Below are 19,908 nucleotides of genomic sequence, written 5' to 3'. Positions count from 1 at the left end.
ACATGAGTGTGATTGCGCAGGCAGGGACGAAGGGTCGTCAACTGCACAAATTTGGTGGTAGTAGTCTGGCTGATGTGAAATGTTATCTGCGTGTCGCAGGCATTATGGCGGAGTACTCGCAGCCTGATGACATGATGGTTGTTTCAGCCGCAGGCAGTACCACTAACCAGTTGATTAGCTGGCTAAAATTAAGCCAGGCCGATCGTCTGTCTGCGCATCAGGTTCAACAGGCGTTACGTCGCTATCAGAGTGAGCTTATCAGCGGTTTGTTACCTCCTGAGGTGGCGGATGGGCTGATCGGCGCGTTTATTCACGATCTGGAGCGTCTGGCCGGGTTACTCGACAGCGGCGTGAATGATGCCGTCTATGCTGAAGTCGTCGGGCATGGCGAGGTGTGGTCGGCGCGTTTGATGTCTGCCGTCCTTAACCAACAGGGGCTGGAGTCAGCCTGGCTGGATGCGCGCGATTTTTTACGTGCCGAGCGCGGCGCTCAGCCGCAGGTGGATGAAGGTCTTTCTTACCCATTGCTGCAACAACTGCTGGCGCAGCATCCGGGCAAACGCCTGGTCGTTACCGGTTTCATTAGCCGCAGCAACGCCGGTGAGACGGTACTGCTGGGGCGTAACGGCTCCGACTACTCGGCGACGCAGGTTGGCGCGTTGGCGGGGGTTTCCCGCGTAACCATCTGGAGCGATGTCGCCGGGGTTTACAGCGCGGATCCGCGTAAAGTAAAAGATGCCTGTCTGCTGCCGCTGCTGCGTCTGGATGAAGCCAGCGAGCTGGCGCGTCTGGCGGCTCCGGTTCTTCATGCCCGCACCCTTCAGCCGGTTTCCGGCAGCGATATCGATCTCCAGTTGCGTTGTAGCTATACGCCGGAGCAGGGATCGACGCGTATTGAACGCGTGCTGGCTTCCGGTACCGGGGCACGTATTGTGACCAGCCATGACGACGTTTGTCTGATTGAGTTTCAGGTTCCCACTGGCCAGGACTTTAAACTGGCCTATAAAGAGATTGATCAGATTTTAAAACGCACCCAGGTGCGTCCGCTGGCAGTGGGTGTGCATCCTGACCGCCAGTTGCTGCAATTTTGCTATACCTCCGAAGTCGCTGATGGCGCACTGAAAATTCTGGATGAAGCTGGCCTGCCGGGCGAGCTGCGTCTGCGCCAGGGGCTGGCGCTGGTGGCGATGGTTGGGGCGGGCGTCACCCGTAACCCGCTGCACTGCCATCGCTTTTGGCAACAGCTGAAAGGTCAGCCGGTCGAATTCACCTGGCAGTCGGAAGAGGGCATCAGCCTGGTCGCCGTATTGCGTACCGGGCCAACGGAGAGTCTGATTCAGGGTCTGCACCAGTCAATCTTCCGCGCGGAAAAACGCATTGGTTTGGTGCTGTTCGGCAAAGGTAACATTGGGTCGCGCTGGCTGGAGTTGTTTGCCCGCGAGCAGAGCACGCTCTCGGCGCGTACCGGATTAGAGTTCGTGCTGGCAGGAGTGGTTGATAGCCGCCGTAGCCTGCTGAATTACGAAGGGCTGGATGCCAGCCGCGCATTGGCCTTCTTCGATGACGAGGCGGTAGAACAGGATGAAGAGTCATTGTTCCTGTGGATGCGCGCTCACCCGTATGATGATTTAGTGGTGCTGGACGTCACTGCCAGCGAGCAGTTGGCGGAGCAGTATCTGGATTTCGCCAGTCATGGCTTCCATGTTATCAGCGCCAACAAGCTGGCGGGGGCGAGCAGCAGTAATAATTACCGCCAGATTCATGACGCCTTTGAAAAAACCGGTCGCCACTGGCTGTATAACGCCACCGTCGGCGCAGGTTTGCCGATCAACCATACCGTGCGCGATCTGATTGATAGCGGAGATACTATTCTGTCGATCAGCGGGATCTTCTCCGGCACGTTGTCGTGGTTGTTCCTGCAATTTGATGGCACGGTCCCGTTCACCGATCTGGTGGATCAGGCGTGGCAGCAGGGTCTGACTGAACCTGATCCGCGCGTGGATCTTTCCGGCAAAGATGTGATGCGCAAGCTGGTGATTCTGGCGCGTGAAGCGGGTTACGACATCGAACCGGACCAGGTACGCGTAGAATCGCTGGTGCCTGCGCACTGTGAAGCAGGTTCTATTGACCATTTCTTTGAAAATGGCGATGAGCTGAACGAGCAGATGGTGCAACGCCTGGAAGCGGCACGTGAAATGGGACTGGTGCTACGCTATGTGGCGCGTTTTGACGCTAACGGTAAGGCACGCGTTGGCGTTGAAGCGGTACGCCCTGAGCACCCGCTGGCGGCACTACTGCCGTGCGATAACGTGTTCGCCATTGAAAGCCGTTGGTATCGTGATAACCCGCTGGTCATTCGCGGACCGGGGGCGGGCCGCGATGTGACCGCCGGGGCGATTCAGTCAGACATCAACCGTTTGGCGCAACTGCTGTAGTTTTTGTTGCCGGAAAACATGTGTAAACATCGCCCTCAATGAGGGCGTTGTATTTATCTGCCAGCGATCTTATCGCCTGAAACACCGAATGGGCAGAGTAACGGGTACTTTGCTCAAATTCCGTCTGTTGCCGCAACCAGGCGAGAAAACGATGGCTTGCCGCCAGGGTTATTGACGCGCTTTCTTCAACCCGCCCCTGCGTTAACAAACACACCATTTTACGCATATCGCCTCGTTGCCAGATTTGCCACTGATTTCGCCACCATCCCTGATACGTTTTACCCAGCAATTGCCAGGGCAGCGTGCGCTTATCGCTATTCATTTCTTCATCAATAAACCACAGCGAGGCGCGATGATGGCGAAACTGTTCCGCCCATGCGGTTATCGCTGCGCCGCGCAGGAAGCATTCGTGGGCAATAATATGGGTTTTTACCTCTGGCCACAGATGGCTCAGCAGGCGGAAATGCCCATGGGCAGTAATGACCGGGCGTAAAATCGCGCCGCTGGCGTTCCGTTTGAGTATGGCGCTGCCGTACTGGATTTCATCAAACTGGCTGCGGCGTAAAAACTGGGTTTCCCGCTGACTCACTCGCTCAATGATATCGTCGTGAATGACTGTTGGCTCAGCAGTGCCACGCCAGCGGTAAAGCAATGATATGCCGGCAGTGTGCGGCGTGAAGTTGCTGGAAATATGCAGAACATTGCCGCGAATAGCGTCAAAAGAGAGTAATACATAGAGTTGCTGGCCTGCACTAACGCCCTGAAAAGGGACGAGCAAGGGAATCGTCGCTATTTGTTCTGGTAAAACGATGCCGGTGGGAGGCGCCTGCTTTGGTGTCCACACTTTTTTGCAGTTTCGGCACTGGACGCGCTGGCTGCCCTGGGGATTATGCCCATAGCGGATGATTTCTCGTTGGTAGCAACATGGGCAAAACTGACCACGATTAGCGGCAAAATCCGCTAAATATGCCGACAACCAGCAACGGAACTGTTCCTCATCAAACAGCGGTGGAAGGCTGCCGCATGCCCGACAATGCAGTGCGGCATAACCCAGCCGATATTCTGGCCAGCTGTAATCAGCTGAACTCGCCAGCCCCAGATTTTTGCAGCCAAAGGATTTGCAGCAATTGATAGTGAACAGTGACGTCATCCTGTTACCAACGATTTTTAATGGTCGTTGATTTTGGCCTGCAACTATCACCGATGGATGTGAGTTTTCTCACATAAAAAAACCTTTCAGAACGTAACGTAGCGAATCTTTATATGACTGAAAGGGATTGGTTATGAAGCTAAAAATGCTTGCTGTCGGTGTTCTGGTATCTTTACCGCTCTGGGCGAGTGCCAAAGATGTCACGATTATTTATACCAACGATCTCCATGCCCATGTCGAACCTTATAAAGTGCCATGGATTGCCAATGGCACACGAGATATTGGCGGTTGGGCCAATATCTCGGCGATGGTGAAGCAGGAGAAAGCGAAAAATAGCGCCACCTGGTTTTTGGATGCTGGCGACTATTTCACCGGGCCATATATCAGCAGCCTGACCAAGGGGAAGGCGATTATCGATATCATGAACACCATGAATTTTGACGCTGTCACCATGGGTAATCATGAATTCGATCACGGTTGGGACAATACGCTGCTGCAGCTGAGCCAGGCAAAGTTTCCGATCGTGCAGGGCAACATCTTTTACCAAAACAGCAGCAAAATGTTCTGGGATAAGCCTTACACCATTATTGAAAAAGATGGCGTAAAGATAGGCGTGATTGGCCTGCACGGCGTGTTTGCTTTTGATGATACGGTTTCCGCTGCGACACGTGTCGGGATCGAGGCGCGGGATGAAGTGAAGTGGTTGCAACGCTATATCGATGAGCTGAAAGGCAAAGTCGATCTCACCGTGGCGCTGATCCATGAAGGCACGCCAGCGCGTCAGTCCAGTCTGGGGGGCACCGATGTACGCCGTGCGCTGGATAAAGACATCCAGACTGCAGGCCAGGTGCAGGGGTTGGACATCCTGATCACCGGTCATGCGCATGTGGGCACGCCGGAGCCGATTAAAGTAGGTAACACCCTGATTCTGTCTACCGACAGCGGCGGCATTGATGTGGGTAAACTGGTGCTGGATTACCAGCAAAAACCGCATCAATTTACCGTGAAGAACTTCGAGCTGAAAACCATTTTTGCTGATGAGTGGCAGCCAGACCCGCAGACGAAACAGGTCATTGATGGCTGGAATAAAAAGCTCGATAAAGTGGTGCAGCAGACGGTTGCCAACGCGCCGGTTGAGCTGACGCGTGCTTACGGTGAATCTTCTTCGCTGGGAAATCTGGCGGCAGATGCGTTGCTGGTTGCGGCGGGTAAAGATGTCCAGTTAGCGCTCACTAACTCGGGCGGCATCCGGAATGAAATCCCTGCTGGAGTCATCACCATGGGCGCAGTCATTAGCACCTTCCCGTTCCCGAATGAGCTGGCAACCATGGATCTCACCGGGAAGCAGTTACGTAGCCTGATGGAGCACGGCGCGGGTTTAAGCAACGGTGTATTGCAGGTGTCCAAAGGACTGGAGATGAAGTATGACAGCAGTAAACCGGTTGGTCTGCGGGTTAGCGTATTGACGTTAAACGGCAAACCCATTGAGGATGCCACGGTTTATCACATTGCCACCAATAGCTTCCTGGCTGACGGCGGTGATGGTTTCACGACATTTACTGAAGGTAAAGCGCGTAACACATCCGGCGGTTACTATGTCTCTAATGCGGTCGTGGATTATTTCAAAGCGGGAAATACGCTGACGGATGAACAACTCAAAGGCATGCGTGTGGAAGATGTGAAACCGTAGTGAGGTCAGGCCAGCAGATATTCCGCTGGCCTTTGTTTTAACCTCTGTGGGAGGCAAACACCTCTTTTGCAGCGAACAGGCCGTTGAGTGCTGCCGGGAATCCCGCATAAACAGCCATCTGCATCATCACTTCAATAATCTCTTCCTGCGTTAAGCCAACGTGCAGCGCGGCGGCGATGTGTACCTTAAGCTGCGGTGCGGCGTTACCCATGGCGGTGAGCGCGGCGACGGTGGCAATTTCTCTACTGCGTAAATCCAGCCCCGGCCTTACTCGCGTTCTGGCCAGAGGCGGCTCTGCCTTCGCTGTCGTTAACGTCGCTGAACCACCGACCGCTGTTCTGGTTCAAACGTGAACGTAACCCTGCTTTTTTTGATTACACTCGACACATTTTTCGTCGTGCTGGTTACTCTCCTGCACTTATTGAGGAGCCAATGGAACATGACGTGCTGCTGGCACGGATCGCGCAGGGTGACGGTCTGAGCCTGGTTCCGGCCTCCTTTTCCGCTATCCAGCGTCAGGGCGTGATCTTCCTTCCGCTTACTGATACAGAATTGCGGCTTAGCATGGGGTTAGCGACGCTGCCTGAGAACGTAATAAAAGTAGAGTGGCTACAGACGGTCGTGACGCAATCCCTCACCATTTCAAGCTGATGTGAATTTTTTTCACGTTGGCTGAGTATTCCTCACCTTTAACGATGATTTTTGTGTTGACGCCAGCATGCTTTTCCGTCATTTTTACATCTAGACGTCTAAACGTATAGCAGTTCACAACACAACATATAACGACAAAAGATTGATGAGGTAAGGTATGAGCTTTTTTCACGCCAACCAGCGGGAAGCCCTGAATCAGAGCCTGGCAGAAGTGCAGGGTCAGATTAACGTTTCGTTTGAGTTTTTCCCGCCGCGCACCAGTGAAATGGAGCAAACCCTGTGGAACTCCATCGATCGCCTGAGCAGCCTGAAGCCGAAGTTTGTTTCAGTTACTTACGGAGCAAACTCTGGTGAGCGCGACCGTACGCACAGCATTATTAAAGGCATTAAGGATCGCACAGGTCTTGAAGCGGTCCCGCACCTGACATGCATTGATGCGACCCGTGATGAGCTGCGTACCATTGCTCAGGACTACTGGCATAACGGTATTCGTCATATTGTTGCCCTGCGCGGCGACCTGCCGCCGGGAAGCGGTAAACCGGATATGTATGCTTCCGACCTGGTGACTCTGCTGAAAGACGTTGCAGACTTCGATATCTCCGTTGCGGCTTACCCGGAAGTGCACCCGGAAGCGAAAAGCGCTCAGGCCGATTTGCTGAACCTGAAGCGTAAGGTTGATGCCGGTGCAAACCGCGCGATCACCCAGTTTTTCTTCGATGTAGAAAGCTATCTGCGCTTTCGCGATCGCTGCGTGTCTGCGGGAATCGATGTGGAAATTATTCCGGGCATCCTGCCGGTATCTAACTTTAAGCAGGCGAAAAAATTTGCTGACATGACCAACGTCCGCATTCCTGCGTGGATGTCGACCATGTTTGATGGTCTTGATGATGACGCGGAAACCCGCAAGCTGGTGGGCGCAAATATCGCCATGGATATGGTGAAAATTCTCAGTCGCGAAGGGGTGAAGGATTTTCACTTCTATACCCTCAACCGTGCCGAGATGAGCTACGCTATTTGTCACACACTGGGTGTAAGACCTAACTAAACAGATGCCCCAGCCCTCTACGGAGGGCTTTTTGTTGATCATTTTGATCTACATCTCTGTAACTTAAAATATAAAAGGAATTAGCTATCGAATCTGTGGGTTATTTCGACTATATCTTATCTCTGGTGGTGTATATCGTAGTCAGAACACTGTAAAGGGAGCATATAGATGAGCATGTCCGACGATAGCCAAAACGCATCAACTGCCGGTAAGTGTCCTTTTCATCAAGGCGGTCACGATCAGAGCGCGGGAGCAGGAACGAATAACCGCGACTGGTGGCCAAATCAACTCCGCGTTGATCTTTTAAACCAACATTCCAACCGTTCGAACCCGCTGGGTGAGGACTTCGACTACCGCAAAGAGTTTAGTAAACTCGACTATTCTGCCCTGAAAGGGGATCTCAGAGCCCTTCTGTCCGAATCTCAACCGTGGTGGCCCGCTGACTGGGGAACCTATGCCGGATTGTTTATCCGCATGGCATGGCACGGCGCGGGAACCTATCGCTCTATCGATGGACGCGGTGGAGCGGGTCGCGGACAGCAGCGTTTTGCACCACTGAACTCCTGGCCGGACAACGTCAGCCTTGATAAAGCACGTCGTCTGCTGTGGCCAATCAAGCAGAAATATGGTCAGAAAATTTCCTGGGCCGACCTGTTTATCCTCGCGGGTAACGTGGCGCTGGAAAACTCAGGTTTCCGTACCTTTGGCTTTGGTGCCGGTCGTGAAGATGTCTGGGAACCGGATCTCGACGTAAACTGGGGTGATGAAAAAGCCTGGCTGACTCACCGTCACCCGGAAGAGCTGGCAAAAGCGCCGCTGGGCGCCACCGAAATGGGCCTTATTTATGTGAACCCGGAAGGGCCGGACCATAGCGGCGAACCGCTTTCTGCGGCAGCGGCTATTCGTGCGACCTTCGGTAACATGGGGATGAACGACGAAGAAACCGTGGCGCTGATTGGCGGCGGTCATACGTTGGGCAAAACCCACGGCGCAGCAGCGGCATCGCACGTTGGCGCCGATCCAGAATCCGCACCGATTGAAGCGCAGGGCCTGGGCTGGGCCAGCAGCTACGGTAGTGGCGCGGGCGCGGATGCAATTACTTCTGGTCTGGAAGTGGTGTGGACGCAGACGCCTACCCAATGGAGCAACTATTTCTTCGAGAACCTGTTCAAATATGAGTGGGTGCAGACTCGCAGTCCGGCAGGCGCGATTCAGTTTGAAGCGGTTGACGCGCCAGAAATTATTCCCGATCCGTTTGATCCGTCGAAAAAACGCAAGCCGACGATGCTGGTTACCGACCTGACGCTGCGTTTCGATCCTGAGTTCGAAAAGATCTCTCGCCGTTTCCTGAACGATCCGCAAGCGTTCAACGAAGCGTTTGCCCGTGCGTGGTTTAAACTGACGCACCGCGATATGGGGCCAAAATCGCGTTACATTGGCCCGGAAGTGCCAAAAGAAGATCTGATTTGGCAAGACCCGCTGCCGCATGCGTTCTTCAACCCAAGCGAAGAAGATATCCTGAAGCTGAAGGCGACCATCGCTGCTTCCGGACTGTCCGTGGGCGAACTGGTATCGGTAGCGTGGGCTTCGGCATCGACTTTCCGTGGCGGGGATAAACGTGGCGGCGCTAACGGTGCGCGTCTGGCGCTGGACCCACAACGCGGCTGGGATGTGAATGCCACCGCGGCACGCGTTCTGCCTGTGCTGGAAGGTATTTATAAGTCTGCCCATACTGCCTCGTTGGCCGATATTATCGTGCTGGCCGGTGTTGTCGGTATCGAGCAGGCGGCTAGCGCTGCGGGCGTCAGCATCAAGGTACCTTTTGCGCCGGGTCGTGTGGATGCGCGTCAGGATCAAACGGATATTGAGATGTTTGAACTGCTTGAGCCGATTGCCGATGGTTTCCGTAACTACCGCGCTCGTCCTGACGTGTCGACCACCGAGTCGCGCTGATCGACAAAGCGCAGCAGTTGACGCTAACCGCACCGGAAATGACCGTGCTGGTGGGCGGTATGCGCGTACTGGGCACCAACTTTGATGGTAGCCAGCACGGCGTCTTTACCGATCGCCCTGGCGTACTCAGCACTGACTTCTTCGTCAATCTGCTGGATATGCGTCATGAGTGGAAGGCGGTTGATGAGTCACAAGAGCTGTTTGAAGGCCGTGACCGTTCGAGCGGCGAAGTAAAATACACCGCAACTCGCGCCGATCTGGTGTTTGGTTCTAACTCTGTACTGCGCGCAGTGGCTGAAGTTTATGCCTGCAGCGATGCTCACGAGAAGTTCGTGAGAGATTTCGTTGCCGCATGGGTGAAAGTGATGAACCTGGATCGTTTCGATCTGCTGTAACAGACCATGCCGGATGTCGCTTGCGCGGGTCCGGCATAGTATGAACAAAAAATCCCCGCAATTGCGGGGATTTTTATTGGTCGGTTATTCCCACTCTTGCAGGTAACGTTGACCGTACTGGTCAGCCACCAGCAGGGCGGCATATACCTGGTCCGGCGTTGCGCCGCCAGGCATGTTGTGGATGGTTTCGCCTTCGGCACAGGCAGCTTCAGCCACAATGCGCATTTTCGCCGGAATATCCTGTTTGATGTCCAGTTGCGCCAGGGTAATCGGCAGGCCAACGGAATGACACAGCGCGGCAACAGTTTCAATTTCATCGATCGGCGCGTTTTCCAGTACCAGTTGCGTCAGCGTGCCGAAAGCCACTTTCTCGCCGTGGTAATAGTGATGCGCATCCGGGATTGCTGTCAGACCGTTATGGATGGCGTGCGCCGCTGCCAGACCGCCGCTTTCAAAACCGACGCCGCTCAGATAGGTGTTGGCTTCAATAACGCGCTCCAGCGCAGGCGTTACCACGTGCTGCTCGGCAGCCAGCATAGCTTTTTCACCTTCTTCTATCAGCGTATTAAAGCACAGCTCAGCCAGCGCCAGCGCCGCCTGAGTGCACTGACCGCCCGCCATGGTGGTTGCGCCGCTGCGTGAACAGGCGCGCGCTTCGAACCAGGTCGCCAACGCATCGCCGATGCCCGCGGCTAACAGACGCGCCGGTGCGCCCGCGACAATTTTGGTATCAACAATGACCCTGTCCGGGTTATTGGGCAGCAGCAAATAGCGATCGAATTCACCGGCATCGGTGTAAATAACGGACAGCGCGCTGCACGGTGCATCGGTAGAGGCGATGGTTGGCGCAATGGCGACAGGCACGCCCATAAAGTGCGCCAGCGCTTTGGCGGTATCCAGCGTTTTACCGCCGCCAATACCAAGTACTGCGCCACATTGCGCTTTTTCTGCCACGCCGCGCAGACGGTCGATTTCGTTTTGTGAACACTCGCCGCCAAACGGTGCAATCTCCAGCGCCAGTCCGGCATCCTGGAAGCTTTTTTCCAGTGCGCCCTGGGCAAAGCCTAAGACAAACTTGTCCCCAACGACCAGCCAGCGCTCTGCCAGTGGTTTGAGGTAGTTGCCAAGACGGGTAATAACATCGGCACCCTGGATGTACTTACCAGGTGATTGAATAATGCGATCCATACTTTATTTCCCTCACAGGTTGATGTGACCAAATGTATTGTTCCAGTCATGTTCAAACTTCTCTATTGCTGACTCTACCGCAGGGGTATTGAGCATTTGTTGCGCTACGTCTAATGGCAGGGTGATTGCTTCGCATCCTGCCAGTAAGCAATCCAGCGCCTGACGAGGGGTTTTAAAGCTGGCTGCCAGTACCATGCTGTTGGGCGCATGCAGTTCCAGTAACGTTTGCAGTTCTTGTACCGTGCGAATTCCGTCGCCGCCCTGCGCGTCAATACGGTTAACGTAAGGCGCGATATATTTCGCCCCCGCCAGCGCTGCCAGCAGCCCCTGAGAGGCACTGTACACGGCGGTTCCCAGCGTGGTGATACCCTCTTTTTTCAGCATCTTGATCGCGGCCAGACCTTCGGATGTCACCGGGATTTTTACCACCAGACCGGGGACCGCGTTGCTCAGACGTTTGGCTTCCTCCACCATGCCTTGTGCGTTGCGGCTCATGGTTTGGGCAAACAGAATGCCCTCTTCGCCAATGGCGTTTTGCAGGCGCGGCAGCACATCCCAGATGGATTCTTTGTTTGCTGCCACAATGCTTGGGTTGGTGGTGACACCCGCGATTGGGAAGATGCGTGCCAGACGTTCGACTTCCGCGACGTTGGCGGTATCAAGGTAAAGTTCCATACAAAAACACCCTCTTTAAAGTTCAAGTTCATGTTGCAGCAGGCTGGCGATAGCGTCGGCAGAGGCGGCGTTAACCAGCGCGTTACGGAATTCTTCATGCATAATGCGCCGTGCCAGACGCGAGAAAATACGCATATGCTGGTCGCCAGCGGCGTGTTTGTTGAGCGTCAGCATAATAATGAACTGCGCATCATCATCACCCCAACGTACCGGCGCTTGCAGGCGCGCTACGCTGATAGTGGACTGCTCAATATGTTCTGATTTGCTGTGTGGAATGGCGAAGCTAAAACCTAATCCGGTAGAGAAGACCGCTTCGCGCGCCCACAGATCGGCTTCCAGTTTACGCGGATAGCGGCAACGACCTGCCAGCAGGAGGTTGTCGGTCATCCCTTTGATGACCTCCTCTTTACTACGCCAGTCGCTATCCAGCGTGATGCACTCGGCGGTAACCAGAGGGGTATCCTGTTGGGTCATGCGGAACTGGGCCAGCAGATGTTCGACCTCCAGCGACGTTCGACACGCCATTGCTTGATTCAGCAACTGACGGCAGGCGCGGCTGTCAAGTTGCGCCATCCGCGCTTTGGCGGCGGGAATGGAGGGAGCGCTCATGCTGATCTCGTCCAGACCCAGTCCCACAAGCAGCGGTAGCACTGAACCTTTAGCGCCAAGTTCGCCGCACAGGCCAATCCATTTCCCCTGACGATGTACCGCCTGTACGGCGTAATCCAGTGCACGCAAGAAGGCTGGATTCAGGCTGTTGTAATGGCGGGTAACTTTGGCGTTGTCGCGGTCGACCGCCAGCAGGTATTGCGTCAGGTCATTACTGCCAATACTAAAGAAATCAATTTCTTCGCAGCATTGATCGATGATGAACATCACTGACGGAACCTCCAGCATGATACCGAGCGGGATCTTCTCATCAAACGGGATGTGTTCAGTGCGCAGTTGCTGTTTGGCTTCGGCCAGCTTCTCTTTGACCCACAGGATCTCTTCCATAGAGGAGATCATTGGGATCATGATTTTCAGGCTACCGTGCGCTGATGCGCGCAGGATCGATCGCAGTTGTGTGGTAAACAAAGCAGCGTATTCTTCATAGATACGCACCGCGCGATAACCGAGGAACGGGTTGGCTTCGGCAGGAATATTCAGGTAATCAACGGGTTTATCACCACCGATATCCATGGTGCGCACAATGATGCTGCGTCCCTGCGCGGGCTCCAGCGCCTGGCAGAAAATGTTGTATAGCTCGTTCTCATCCGGGGCGCAGGTACGGTCCATATACAGCATTTCCGTGCGGAACAGGCCAACCGCTTCCGCACCGTTGCCAAAGGCTGCTTGCGCTTCCACGGAATGGGCGATGTTGGCGGCGACTTCCATGCGGATGCCATCACCCGTGCGCGCCTCCTGGGTCAGCCAGATACGTTGTTGTTCTCGAATGGCATCCTGGATACGGGCTTCCTGCTGGTAGTAACGTACGACGGATTCATCAGGGGCAACAATGACCGCTCCTGCGTTACCATCGATATAAACCGTTTGCTGCAGCCATGGCATTAAGGGTTCAATATCCACGCCAACCAGCGTAGGAATGTTGAATGACCGGGCGAGAATCACCGTGTGTGAAGTGGTACCGCCGCTTTTTAACAGCAAGCCTTTCAGCAATGTTTTGTCCAGTTCGAGGAACTGGCTCGGTGTGAGCTCGTCCGCCATACAGACCGTAGGCTGGGTTAGTTTTCCCGGCGCAGGGAAACGCTGCTCTCCATAAATTTGCTGCAGAAGCTGGAAGCAGACATCGCGCACATCCAGCGCACGTTCCTGTAAATAACTGCTGCTGGAGCGGGCGAATTCATCACAAAAATGTCCGGCACTTTCGACAATCGCCTGGGCGCAGCTTAACCCGCGAGATACTCCAGCGAGCAGGTGCTGACGCAGTGAGAGGTCGCTTGCCAGCGAGCTGTGTGCTTCCAGAATCGCACTGGTTGCGCCGTCGCTGTCGAGTAACCGAAACGCAATATTCTTCATCAGCAGCGTTAAGCCGTTATCCAGTGCCGCCTGCTCGGTTTCAATATCTTTAGCGGATGGGAGATTGTTAAGGGCGTTGAGATCCAGCGAAGAGAGCAGACTCAGAATGCCTCCCGCACTGCCGCTGCAGACGGTGCGAGCGCGAAAAAGCTGTGGGTTTAGATTGGTGAGGGATGCAGGAAGTGGCTCCAGCTCGTTGCTTTTGGCTTCCGCTAGCGGTGCATCGCAGTGTGGAAATTCATTACGTAACCATTGGGTTAAATGCTGGTGGGCTGCCTGTTCATCAGCACCGGAAATCAGCAACTGGCAGCTATCACCTGCCAGAGTATCGGTGCCAATCAGCGCCAATGCGCTCTTGGCGTTACCCCTACGTTCGGTACGCAGGTTGTGCCACTCAATGTTTGAAGTAAAGGTGTTGCACTGCGTTTCTATGTGACTTGCCGGGCGCGCATGTACGCCATTGGGCAGCTCACAGGTAAATTCCACAATCAGGGCCATAGCCTCATCTCCCATAACGATTTCTCGCTACAGGATAAAAGGGCAACGCCTGAACCTGCCATCTGACAAATCTGCCAAAAACTGGATAAATGTAATGTAACCATCAAAGTGAGATATCCCTCACAAGTCAGCATGTCCTCTATAAACTCCGAGAAACTACAAGTTATGAGGCGGATCGCATTTTTGCGCTGACATTACAAAAGTCCAGCAAATGGCCTTTTTATCCACTGTTTGCGCCGCGTCGGATTGCCTATTGTTTTCCGCAACAAGTTTATGGATATGGGCTTTAGGCAGCCTGGGAGCGACTTATGAAAGAGTTGGTACAAATCCTGAAAAACACCCGTCAGCACCTGATGACGGGTGTTTCGCATATGATCCCCTTCGTAGTCGCGGGTGGAATTTTGCTGGCGGTCTCCGTCATGTTGTATGGCAAGGGCGCGGTACCGGATGCGGCGACCGATCCTAATCTCAAGAAACTGTTTGATATTGGCGTCGCAGGGCTGACGTTGATGGTGCCATTCCTTGCCGCTTACATTGGTTATTCCATTGCTGAACGTTCTGCTCTCGCCCCTTGTGCGATTGGCGCATGGGTGGGAAACAGCTTCGGCGCAGGTTTTTTCGGCGCGCTAATTGCCGGGATTATTGGCGGTATCGTCGTCCATTATCTGAAGAAGATCCCCGTACATAAGGTGTTGCGATCGGTAATGCCTATCTTCGTTATTCCTATTGTCGGCACCTTTATCACCGCAGGCATCATGATGTGGGGCCTGGGAGAACCCGTTGGCGCGTTAACCACTAGCCTGACCGAGTGGCTGCAGGGTATGCAGCAGGGCAGCATTGTGCTGTTGGCGGTAATTATGGGACTGATGTTGGCCTTCGATATGGGTGGGCCGATTAACAAAGTTGCCTACGCCTTCATGCTGATTTGCGTGGCGCAGGGTGTTTATACCGTGGTGGCAATCGCCGCGGTAGGGATCTGCGTGCCGCCGCTGGGCTTAGGTTTGGCGACGCTGATTGGTCGTAAGAATTTCTCTTCTGAAGAACGTGAAGCCGGTAAAGCCGCGCTGGTGATGGGCTGCGTTGGCGTAACGGAAGGCGCAATTCCTTTTGCTGCCGCCGATCCGCTGCGCGTTATCCCATCCATTATGGTGGGTTCGGCCTGCGGCACGGTAACCGCCGCGCTGTTTGGTGCGCAGTGTTATGCCGGCTGGGGCGGGCTGATTGTTCTGCCGGTCGTTGAAGGAAAATTGGGTTATATCGCGGCGGTTGCCGTGGGGGCTGTTGTGACCGCTGTGTGCGTTAACGTACTGAAAAGTCTGGCGCGGAAAAAAGTGTCTCAGGTCGACCAGAAAGAAGACGACCTGGATTTAGATTTTGAAATGAATTAAGTGAGGAATGAGTCATGACCAAGATTATCGCAGTAACTGCATGTCCTTCTGGCGTTGCCCACACCTATATGGCCGCCGAAGCGCTGGAAAGCGCCGCTAAAGCCAAGGGGTGGGAAGTAAAGGTTGAGACTCAGGGGTCGATCGGTCTGGAAAACGAACTGACCGCGGCGGATGTGGCAGAAGCCGACATGGTGATTCTGACCAAAGACATTGGTATTAAGTTTGAAGAGCGTTTTGCGGGCAAAACTATCGTTCGTGTCAACATCAGCGATGCAGTGAAACGTGCCGACGCCATCATGAACAAGATTGGCGCACACCTTGCGCAAACCGCATAACGGTTTGTTTGCTGGAGGGGGGCGACTTATCCGGCCTACTGATACGTAGGCCAGATAAGCACAGCGCCATCTGGCATCAGTTTTTCTACAGGAGTTCCTCATGACTAACCGTATCCAACGTTTAAAAAACGCTCTGTTTCAGAATAACCGCGAAATTTCGCTTGAGCGTGCGCTGCTATATACCGCCAGCCACCAGCAGACGGAGGGAGAGCCGGTTATTCTGCGGCGGGCGAAAGCCACCGCATATATTCTTGAGCACGTTGAAATATCGATTCGTGATGAGGAACTGATAGCTGGGAACCGTACCGTTAAACCGCGGGCGGGCATAATGTCACCGGAAATGGATCCTTACTGGCTGCTCAACGAGCTGGAGCAGTTTCCAACCCGTCCGCAGGACCGTTTTGACATCAGCGAAGAGGATAAACATCTCTATCGCGATGTGCTGTATCCGTACTGGGAAAAGCGGTCGATGAAAGATTTCATCAACGGTCAGATGACCGATGAGGTAAAAGCCGCTGTCCGTACGCAGATTTTTAGCGTTAACCAGACGGATAAAGGTCAGGGGCATATCATTATTGATTATCCACGCCTGTTGAATCTCGGGCTTGGCGAACTGGTAGCGCAGATGCGGGCGCATTGTCTGCAGCAGCCGGATAACCACTTTTATCAGGCTGCTCTGTTGCTGCTTGAGGCTTCGCAAAGCCACATTCTGCGTTACGCCCTGCTGGCAGAAAAAATGGCGGAAAACTGCCCGGATGCGCAGCGACGTCAGGAATTGCTGACGATTGCAGAAAACTCCCGCCATAACGCCCAGCATAAGCCACAAACCTTCTGGCAAGCATGTCAGCTGTTCTGGTACATGAACATTATTTTGCAATATGAGTCCAACGCCAGTTCGCTCTCACTCGGACGCTTCGACCAGTATATGTTGCCGTTTTATCAGACCTCGCTGACGCAGGGGGAAGATCCTGCACTCTTAAAAGAAATCCTCGAATCGCTATGGGTGAAATGCAATGACATTGTACTGCTGCGATCCACAAGCAGCGCGCGCTATTTCGCTGGCTTCCCAACGGGTTACACCGCACTGCTTGGGGGATTAACGGAGAATGGTCGTAGTGCGGTAAACGTACTGTCGTTTCTCTGTCTTGATGCTTATCAGAGCGTACAACTGCCGCAACCAAATCTCGGTGTGCGCACGAACGCGTTGATCGATACGCCGTTCCTGATGAAAACGGCACAGACCATTCGCCTCGGGACCGGCATCCCGCAAATCTTTAATGATGAAGTGGTGGTGCCCGCATTTCTTAACCGTGGCGTCTCGCTGGAAGATGCGCGAGATTACGCGGTAGTCGGCTGTGTCGAGCTGTCTATTCCAGGCAGAACATACGGTTTGCACGACATCGCCATGTTTAATCTGCTGAAAGTAATGGAAATCTGCCTGCATGAGAACGAAGGCAATCGCGCGCTGACGTACGAAGACCTGTTGAAGCATATTCGTGCCAAAATCAGCCACTACATTACGTTGATGGTCGAAGGCAGTAATATCTGCGATATCGGTCATCGCGACTGGGCGCCGGTGCCGCTGCTCTCCTCGTTTATTAGCGATTGCCTGGATAAAGGGTGTGATATTACCGACGGCGGCGCGCGTTATAACTTCTCAGGCGTACAGGGGATCGGCATTGCGAACCTGAGCGATTCGCTGCATGCGCTCAATGGACTGGTATTTGAACAACAGCGCTTAACTTTTGACGAACTTTTGTCGGTGCTAAAAGACAACTTTGCTACCCCGGAAGGCGAGAAAATTCGCGCCAGGCTGATTAACCGCTTCGAAAAATACGGCAACGATATTGATGATGTAGATAACATCAGCGCCGAACTGCTGCGTCATTACTGCAAAGAGGTAGAGAAATACCAGAATCCACGCGGCGGGCAATTTACGCCGGGTTCATATACTGTCTCTGCGCACGTGCCGCTGGGTTCGGTCGTTGGAGCGACACCGGATGGTCGCTTCGCCGGGGAACAGTTGGCGGACGGGGGGCTGTCGCCGATGCTGGGGCAGGATATGCAAGGGCCGACGGCGGTATTGAAATCGGTCAGCAAGCTGGATAACACATTGCTTTCCAATGGGACTTTGCTGAACGTGAAGTTTACGCCAGCCACACTGGAAGGTGAGGCTGGTTTACGCAAGCTGGCGGATTTTCTGCGGGCATTTACCCAGCTCAAGCTCCAGCATATCCAGTTTAACGTGGTGAATGCCGACACATTGCGAGAAGCGCAGCTGCGCCCACAAGATTTCGCCGGGCTGGTGGTGCGCGTGGCGGGTTACAGCGCCTTCTTTGTCGAGCTGTCGAAGGAGATCCAGGATGACATCATTCGCCGCACCGCGCATCAGCTGTGAGGTTATTGACCCACGTGGCGAGGACGTCGCGCGTATATTTAATATTCAGCGTTACTCACTGAATGATGGACGGGGTATTCGTACGGTAGTCTTTTTTAAAGGTTGTCCGCATACCTGCCCGTGGTGCGCCAACCCTGAATCTCTCTCCCCACGTATTGAAACAGTACGGCGGGAGAGTAAATGCCTGCACTGTACACCCTGTCTACGTGATGCTGATGAGTGTCCCTCCGGGGCGTTTGAACGTATCGGTCGTGATATCTCGCTGGACGAGCTGGAACGTGAAGTGATGAAAGATGATATTTTCTTTCGCACCTCTGGCGGGGGGGTGACGCTTTCCGGTGGTGAAGTGCTGATGCAAGCGCCCTTTGCCGTACGATTCCTGCAACGTCTGCGGCGCTGGGATGTTCGCTGCGCGATTGAAACGGCTGGCGATGCGCCAGCCAGTCGTTTGTTATCGCTGGCAAGAGAGTGCGATGAGGTGCTGTTTGACCTCAAAATTATGGATGTCCATTTGGCGCGTGAGACCATTAATATGAACCTGCCGCGCGTGCTGGCGAATTTACGACTAATGGTCGCTGAAGGGGTTAATGTCATTCCTCGCCTGCCGCTGATTCCGGGCTTTACGATGAATGTAGAGAACACGCAGCAGGCGTTGACGCTGTTGTCATCATTAGGCATAAAGCAGGTACACCTGCTACCGTTTCATCAATATGGCGAACCGAAATACAACCTGCTCGGATTACCCTGGTCGATGAAAGAAGTGCCCGTCCCGTCGGCGCAAGAGATAGGTTTTATACGTAAGATGGCAGAATGCGCCGGATTTCAGGTAACAGTAGGAGGATAGTATGGCCATCGCACCTGTACGATATCTGGTTGCTGTCACCGCGTGCGTAAGCGGCGTTGCCCATACTTATATGGCTGCTGAACGGCTGGAGAAACTCTGCCAGCAGGAGAAATGGAGCATCAAGATTGAAACTCAGGGCGCGTTGGGTACTGAAAATCGCCTGACGGAAGAGGATATTAACCGCGCTGATGCGGTGTTGCTCATTACCGATATTGAACTGGCAGGAGCAGAGCGATTTACGCAGAGCCGATACGTCCAGTCGGGCATTAGCGCATTTCTGCGTGAGCCGCAGCGGGTGATGAGTGCCGTGCGAAAGCTGCTTTCTGCGCCACAGCACACACATCTTACTTTGGATTAGCTTTTATCTCCGTCAGTTGGCTGTGGTATTGCCGACGATATTCTGACGGCGAACGTTCGGTATTTTTGCGAAACAGGCGGCAGAAATAGTTGCTGTCAACAAACCCACAGGTGTGCGCCACTTCTTTGATCTTCAGTTCATAACCCTTCAGCAGCGTTTTCGCGTGTTCCAGTCGCGTGTGATTCAGGTATTCGTTAAACCCGATAGCGCCCGTTTTTTGAAACAGGTGGGAGAGGTAATTGGGTGAGATGTAAAACGCCTGCGCGACGGATTCTCGGGTGAGCGGCGAAGCGTAGCGTTCATCAATATAGTCGCGAATGGCTTCGAAAAGCGCCTGACTGCGTGATGCGGTCTGGATCTGGCTGCCCAGCAGATCGCGGCAGTGGCTCAGTAAGCTCGCAACGATTAGCCTTGCGGTTTGTTGCTCCTGCGGTTGCATCTGCATTTCATTGAGCGTTTGCAGCAAGAAAGAGCCAATTCGTGGCCCACGCCGCGCGACGTGCTGGCGGGTAAGATTTTGATACTGCTTGCCGTCCCACTGGACGATGCTGAAACCAAGTTGCTGTTTGCCGAACAGAATGCTGAGCGTGGTGACCGGTGTGAGCCACTGCGGAAAGTTCCAGCTGCCAGCCGGAACGAATAGCACATCGTAAGGCAGTAACGTCGCGGATGCGCCAGTAACTCCGTTATCGATGAACTCACCTTCCAGCACAATTTCCAGCCGGGGAAAATCGACCTGATACGCCAGCTCCGGCGTTGAACTACTGCTGCTGGCAAAATAAACCTGGCGCAGCGGCGTGGGGCCGTTAATCAGGCGGGAGAGAAGATGGCTGACGTCGTGATACATGTTAATCCCTTGCAGGCAGCAGACAGGGGAAACAGTAAC

13 protein-coding genes and 3 pseudogenes are annotated in these 19,908 nt (G+C 54.0%); 10 read left to right on the top strand and 6 right to left on the bottom strand.

From position 1 onward, the window contains the following. The first annotated feature begins 2 nt into the window (after positions 1-2). Positions 3-2,435 carry a bifunctional aspartate kinase/homoserine dehydrogenase II gene (gene metL / locus B9P82_RS19430; protein ID WP_101700768.1) on the top strand — a complete coding sequence of 811 codons (2,433 nt, stop codon included), beginning with the start codon at positions 3-5 and terminating at the stop codon, positions 2,433-2,435. Here the strand turns inward: metL and B9P82_RS19425 are convergent. Beyond that, positions 2,410-3,585 carry a cytoplasmic protein gene (locus tag B9P82_RS19425; RefSeq protein WP_101700767.1) on the bottom strand — a complete coding sequence of 392 codons (1,176 nt, stop codon included), beginning with the start codon at positions 3,583-3,585 and terminating at the stop codon, positions 2,410-2,412. The genes metL and B9P82_RS19425 overlap by 26 nt on opposite strands. Positions 3,586-3,718: 133 nt before the next feature. On the opposite strand from B9P82_RS19425, the gene B9P82_RS19420 reads away from it, so the two are divergent. Further along, positions 3,719-5,275: a bifunctional metallophosphatase/5'-nucleotidase gene (locus B9P82_RS19420; RefSeq protein WP_049040565.1), complete on the top strand. Its 1,557-nt coding sequence runs from the start codon at positions 3,719-3,721 to the stop codon at positions 5,273-5,275. 37 nt (positions 5,276-5,312) lie between these two features. Here the strand turns inward: B9P82_RS19420 and B9P82_RS19415 are convergent. Next, positions 5,313-5,546: pseudogene (locus tag B9P82_RS19415) on the bottom strand (carboxymuconolactone decarboxylase family protein); the annotation flags it as partial. Between B9P82_RS19415 and B9P82_RS19410 the strand changes: the two are divergent. The 3 genes and pseudogenes from B9P82_RS19410 to katG all read left to right on the top strand — a co-directional run. Then, positions 5,540-5,926: pseudogene (locus B9P82_RS19410) on the top strand (LysR family substrate-binding domain-containing protein); the annotation flags it as partial. The pseudogenes B9P82_RS19415 and B9P82_RS19410 overlap by 7 nt on opposite strands. 157 nt (positions 5,927-6,083) lie before the next feature. Next, entirely contained in the window at positions 6,084-6,971 is an 888-nt protein-coding gene (gene metF / locus B9P82_RS19400) for a methylenetetrahydrofolate reductase (RefSeq protein ID WP_016155273.1), read from the top strand. Between the two features lie 168 nt (positions 6,972-7,139). Continuing rightward, positions 7,140-9,319: pseudogene (katG, locus tag B9P82_RS19395) on the top strand (catalase/peroxidase HPI). 84 nt (positions 9,320-9,403) lie between these two features. On the opposite strand, the gene B9P82_RS19390 reads toward katG, so the two are convergent. From B9P82_RS19390 to ptsP, 3 genes are read right to left on the bottom strand one after another with little or no spacing between them, the layout of a single operon-like run. Continuing rightward, a complete protein-coding gene (locus tag B9P82_RS19390; RefSeq protein ID WP_049040568.1) occupies positions 9,404-10,507 on the bottom strand; it encodes a bifunctional L-1,2-propanediol dehydrogenase/glycerol dehydrogenase in 1,104 nt (367 codons plus the stop codon). A 12-nt stretch (positions 10,508-10,519) separates the two neighbouring features. Beyond that, on the bottom strand, positions 10,520-11,182 hold the full coding sequence (fsa, locus tag B9P82_RS19385) for a fructose-6-phosphate aldolase (RefSeq protein ID WP_016157926.1): 663 nt from the start codon (positions 11,180-11,182) through the stop codon (positions 10,520-10,522). A 15-nt stretch (positions 11,183-11,197) separates the two neighbouring features. Further along, positions 11,198-13,699 carry a phosphoenolpyruvate--protein phosphotransferase gene (gene ptsP, locus B9P82_RS19380; protein ID WP_101700790.1) on the bottom strand — a complete coding sequence of 834 codons (2,502 nt, stop codon included), beginning with the start codon at positions 13,697-13,699 and terminating at the stop codon, positions 11,198-11,200. A gap of 308 nt (positions 13,700-14,007) precedes the next feature. Here ptsP and B9P82_RS19375 point away from each other — a divergent pair, with 308 nt between their 5' ends. From B9P82_RS19375 to B9P82_RS19355, 5 genes are all read left to right on the top strand, one after another. Further along, positions 14,008-15,087, top strand: a complete 1,080-nt coding sequence (locus B9P82_RS19375; RefSeq protein WP_003825153.1) for a PTS fructose transporter subunit EIIC — start codon at positions 14,008-14,010, stop codon at positions 15,085-15,087. Positions 15,088-15,101: 14 nt separating this feature from the next. Further along, positions 15,102-15,422, top strand: a complete 321-nt coding sequence (locus B9P82_RS19370) for a PTS fructose-like transporter subunit IIB (RefSeq protein ID WP_016155279.1) — start codon at positions 15,102-15,104, stop codon at positions 15,420-15,422. 100 nt (positions 15,423-15,522) lie between these two features. Continuing rightward, positions 15,523-17,820 carry a formate C-acetyltransferase gene (locus B9P82_RS19365; protein ID WP_101700766.1) on the top strand — a complete coding sequence of 766 codons (2,298 nt, stop codon included), beginning with the start codon at positions 15,523-15,525 and terminating at the stop codon, positions 17,818-17,820. After that, positions 17,786-18,664 (top strand): [formate-C-acetyltransferase]-activating enzyme, encoded by an 879-nt coding sequence (locus tag B9P82_RS19360; RefSeq protein WP_101700765.1) that lies wholly within the window; start codon positions 17,786-17,788, stop codon positions 18,662-18,664. The genes B9P82_RS19365 and B9P82_RS19360 overlap by 35 nt, the downstream gene beginning before the upstream one ends. A 1-nt stretch (position 18,665) precedes the next feature. Further along, entirely contained in the window at positions 18,666-19,022 is a 357-nt protein-coding gene (locus B9P82_RS19355) for a PTS fructose-like transporter subunit IIB (RefSeq protein ID WP_016155282.1), read from the top strand. Here B9P82_RS19355 and B9P82_RS19350 read toward each other — a convergent pair. Further along, entirely contained in the window at positions 19,009-19,869 is an 861-nt protein-coding gene (locus tag B9P82_RS19350; RefSeq protein ID WP_101700764.1) for a helix-turn-helix transcriptional regulator, read from the bottom strand. The genes B9P82_RS19355 and B9P82_RS19350 overlap by 14 nt on opposite strands. Positions 19,870-19,908: the final 39 nt, after the last annotated feature.

It is taken from the genome of Citrobacter sp. L55, assembly GCF_002850715.1.
In the GTDB taxonomy this organism is placed as follows: Bacteria; Pseudomonadota; Gammaproteobacteria; order Enterobacterales; family Enterobacteriaceae; genus Citrobacter; species Citrobacter braakii.
This window is presented reverse-complemented; position numbering and strand designations above follow the sequence as displayed.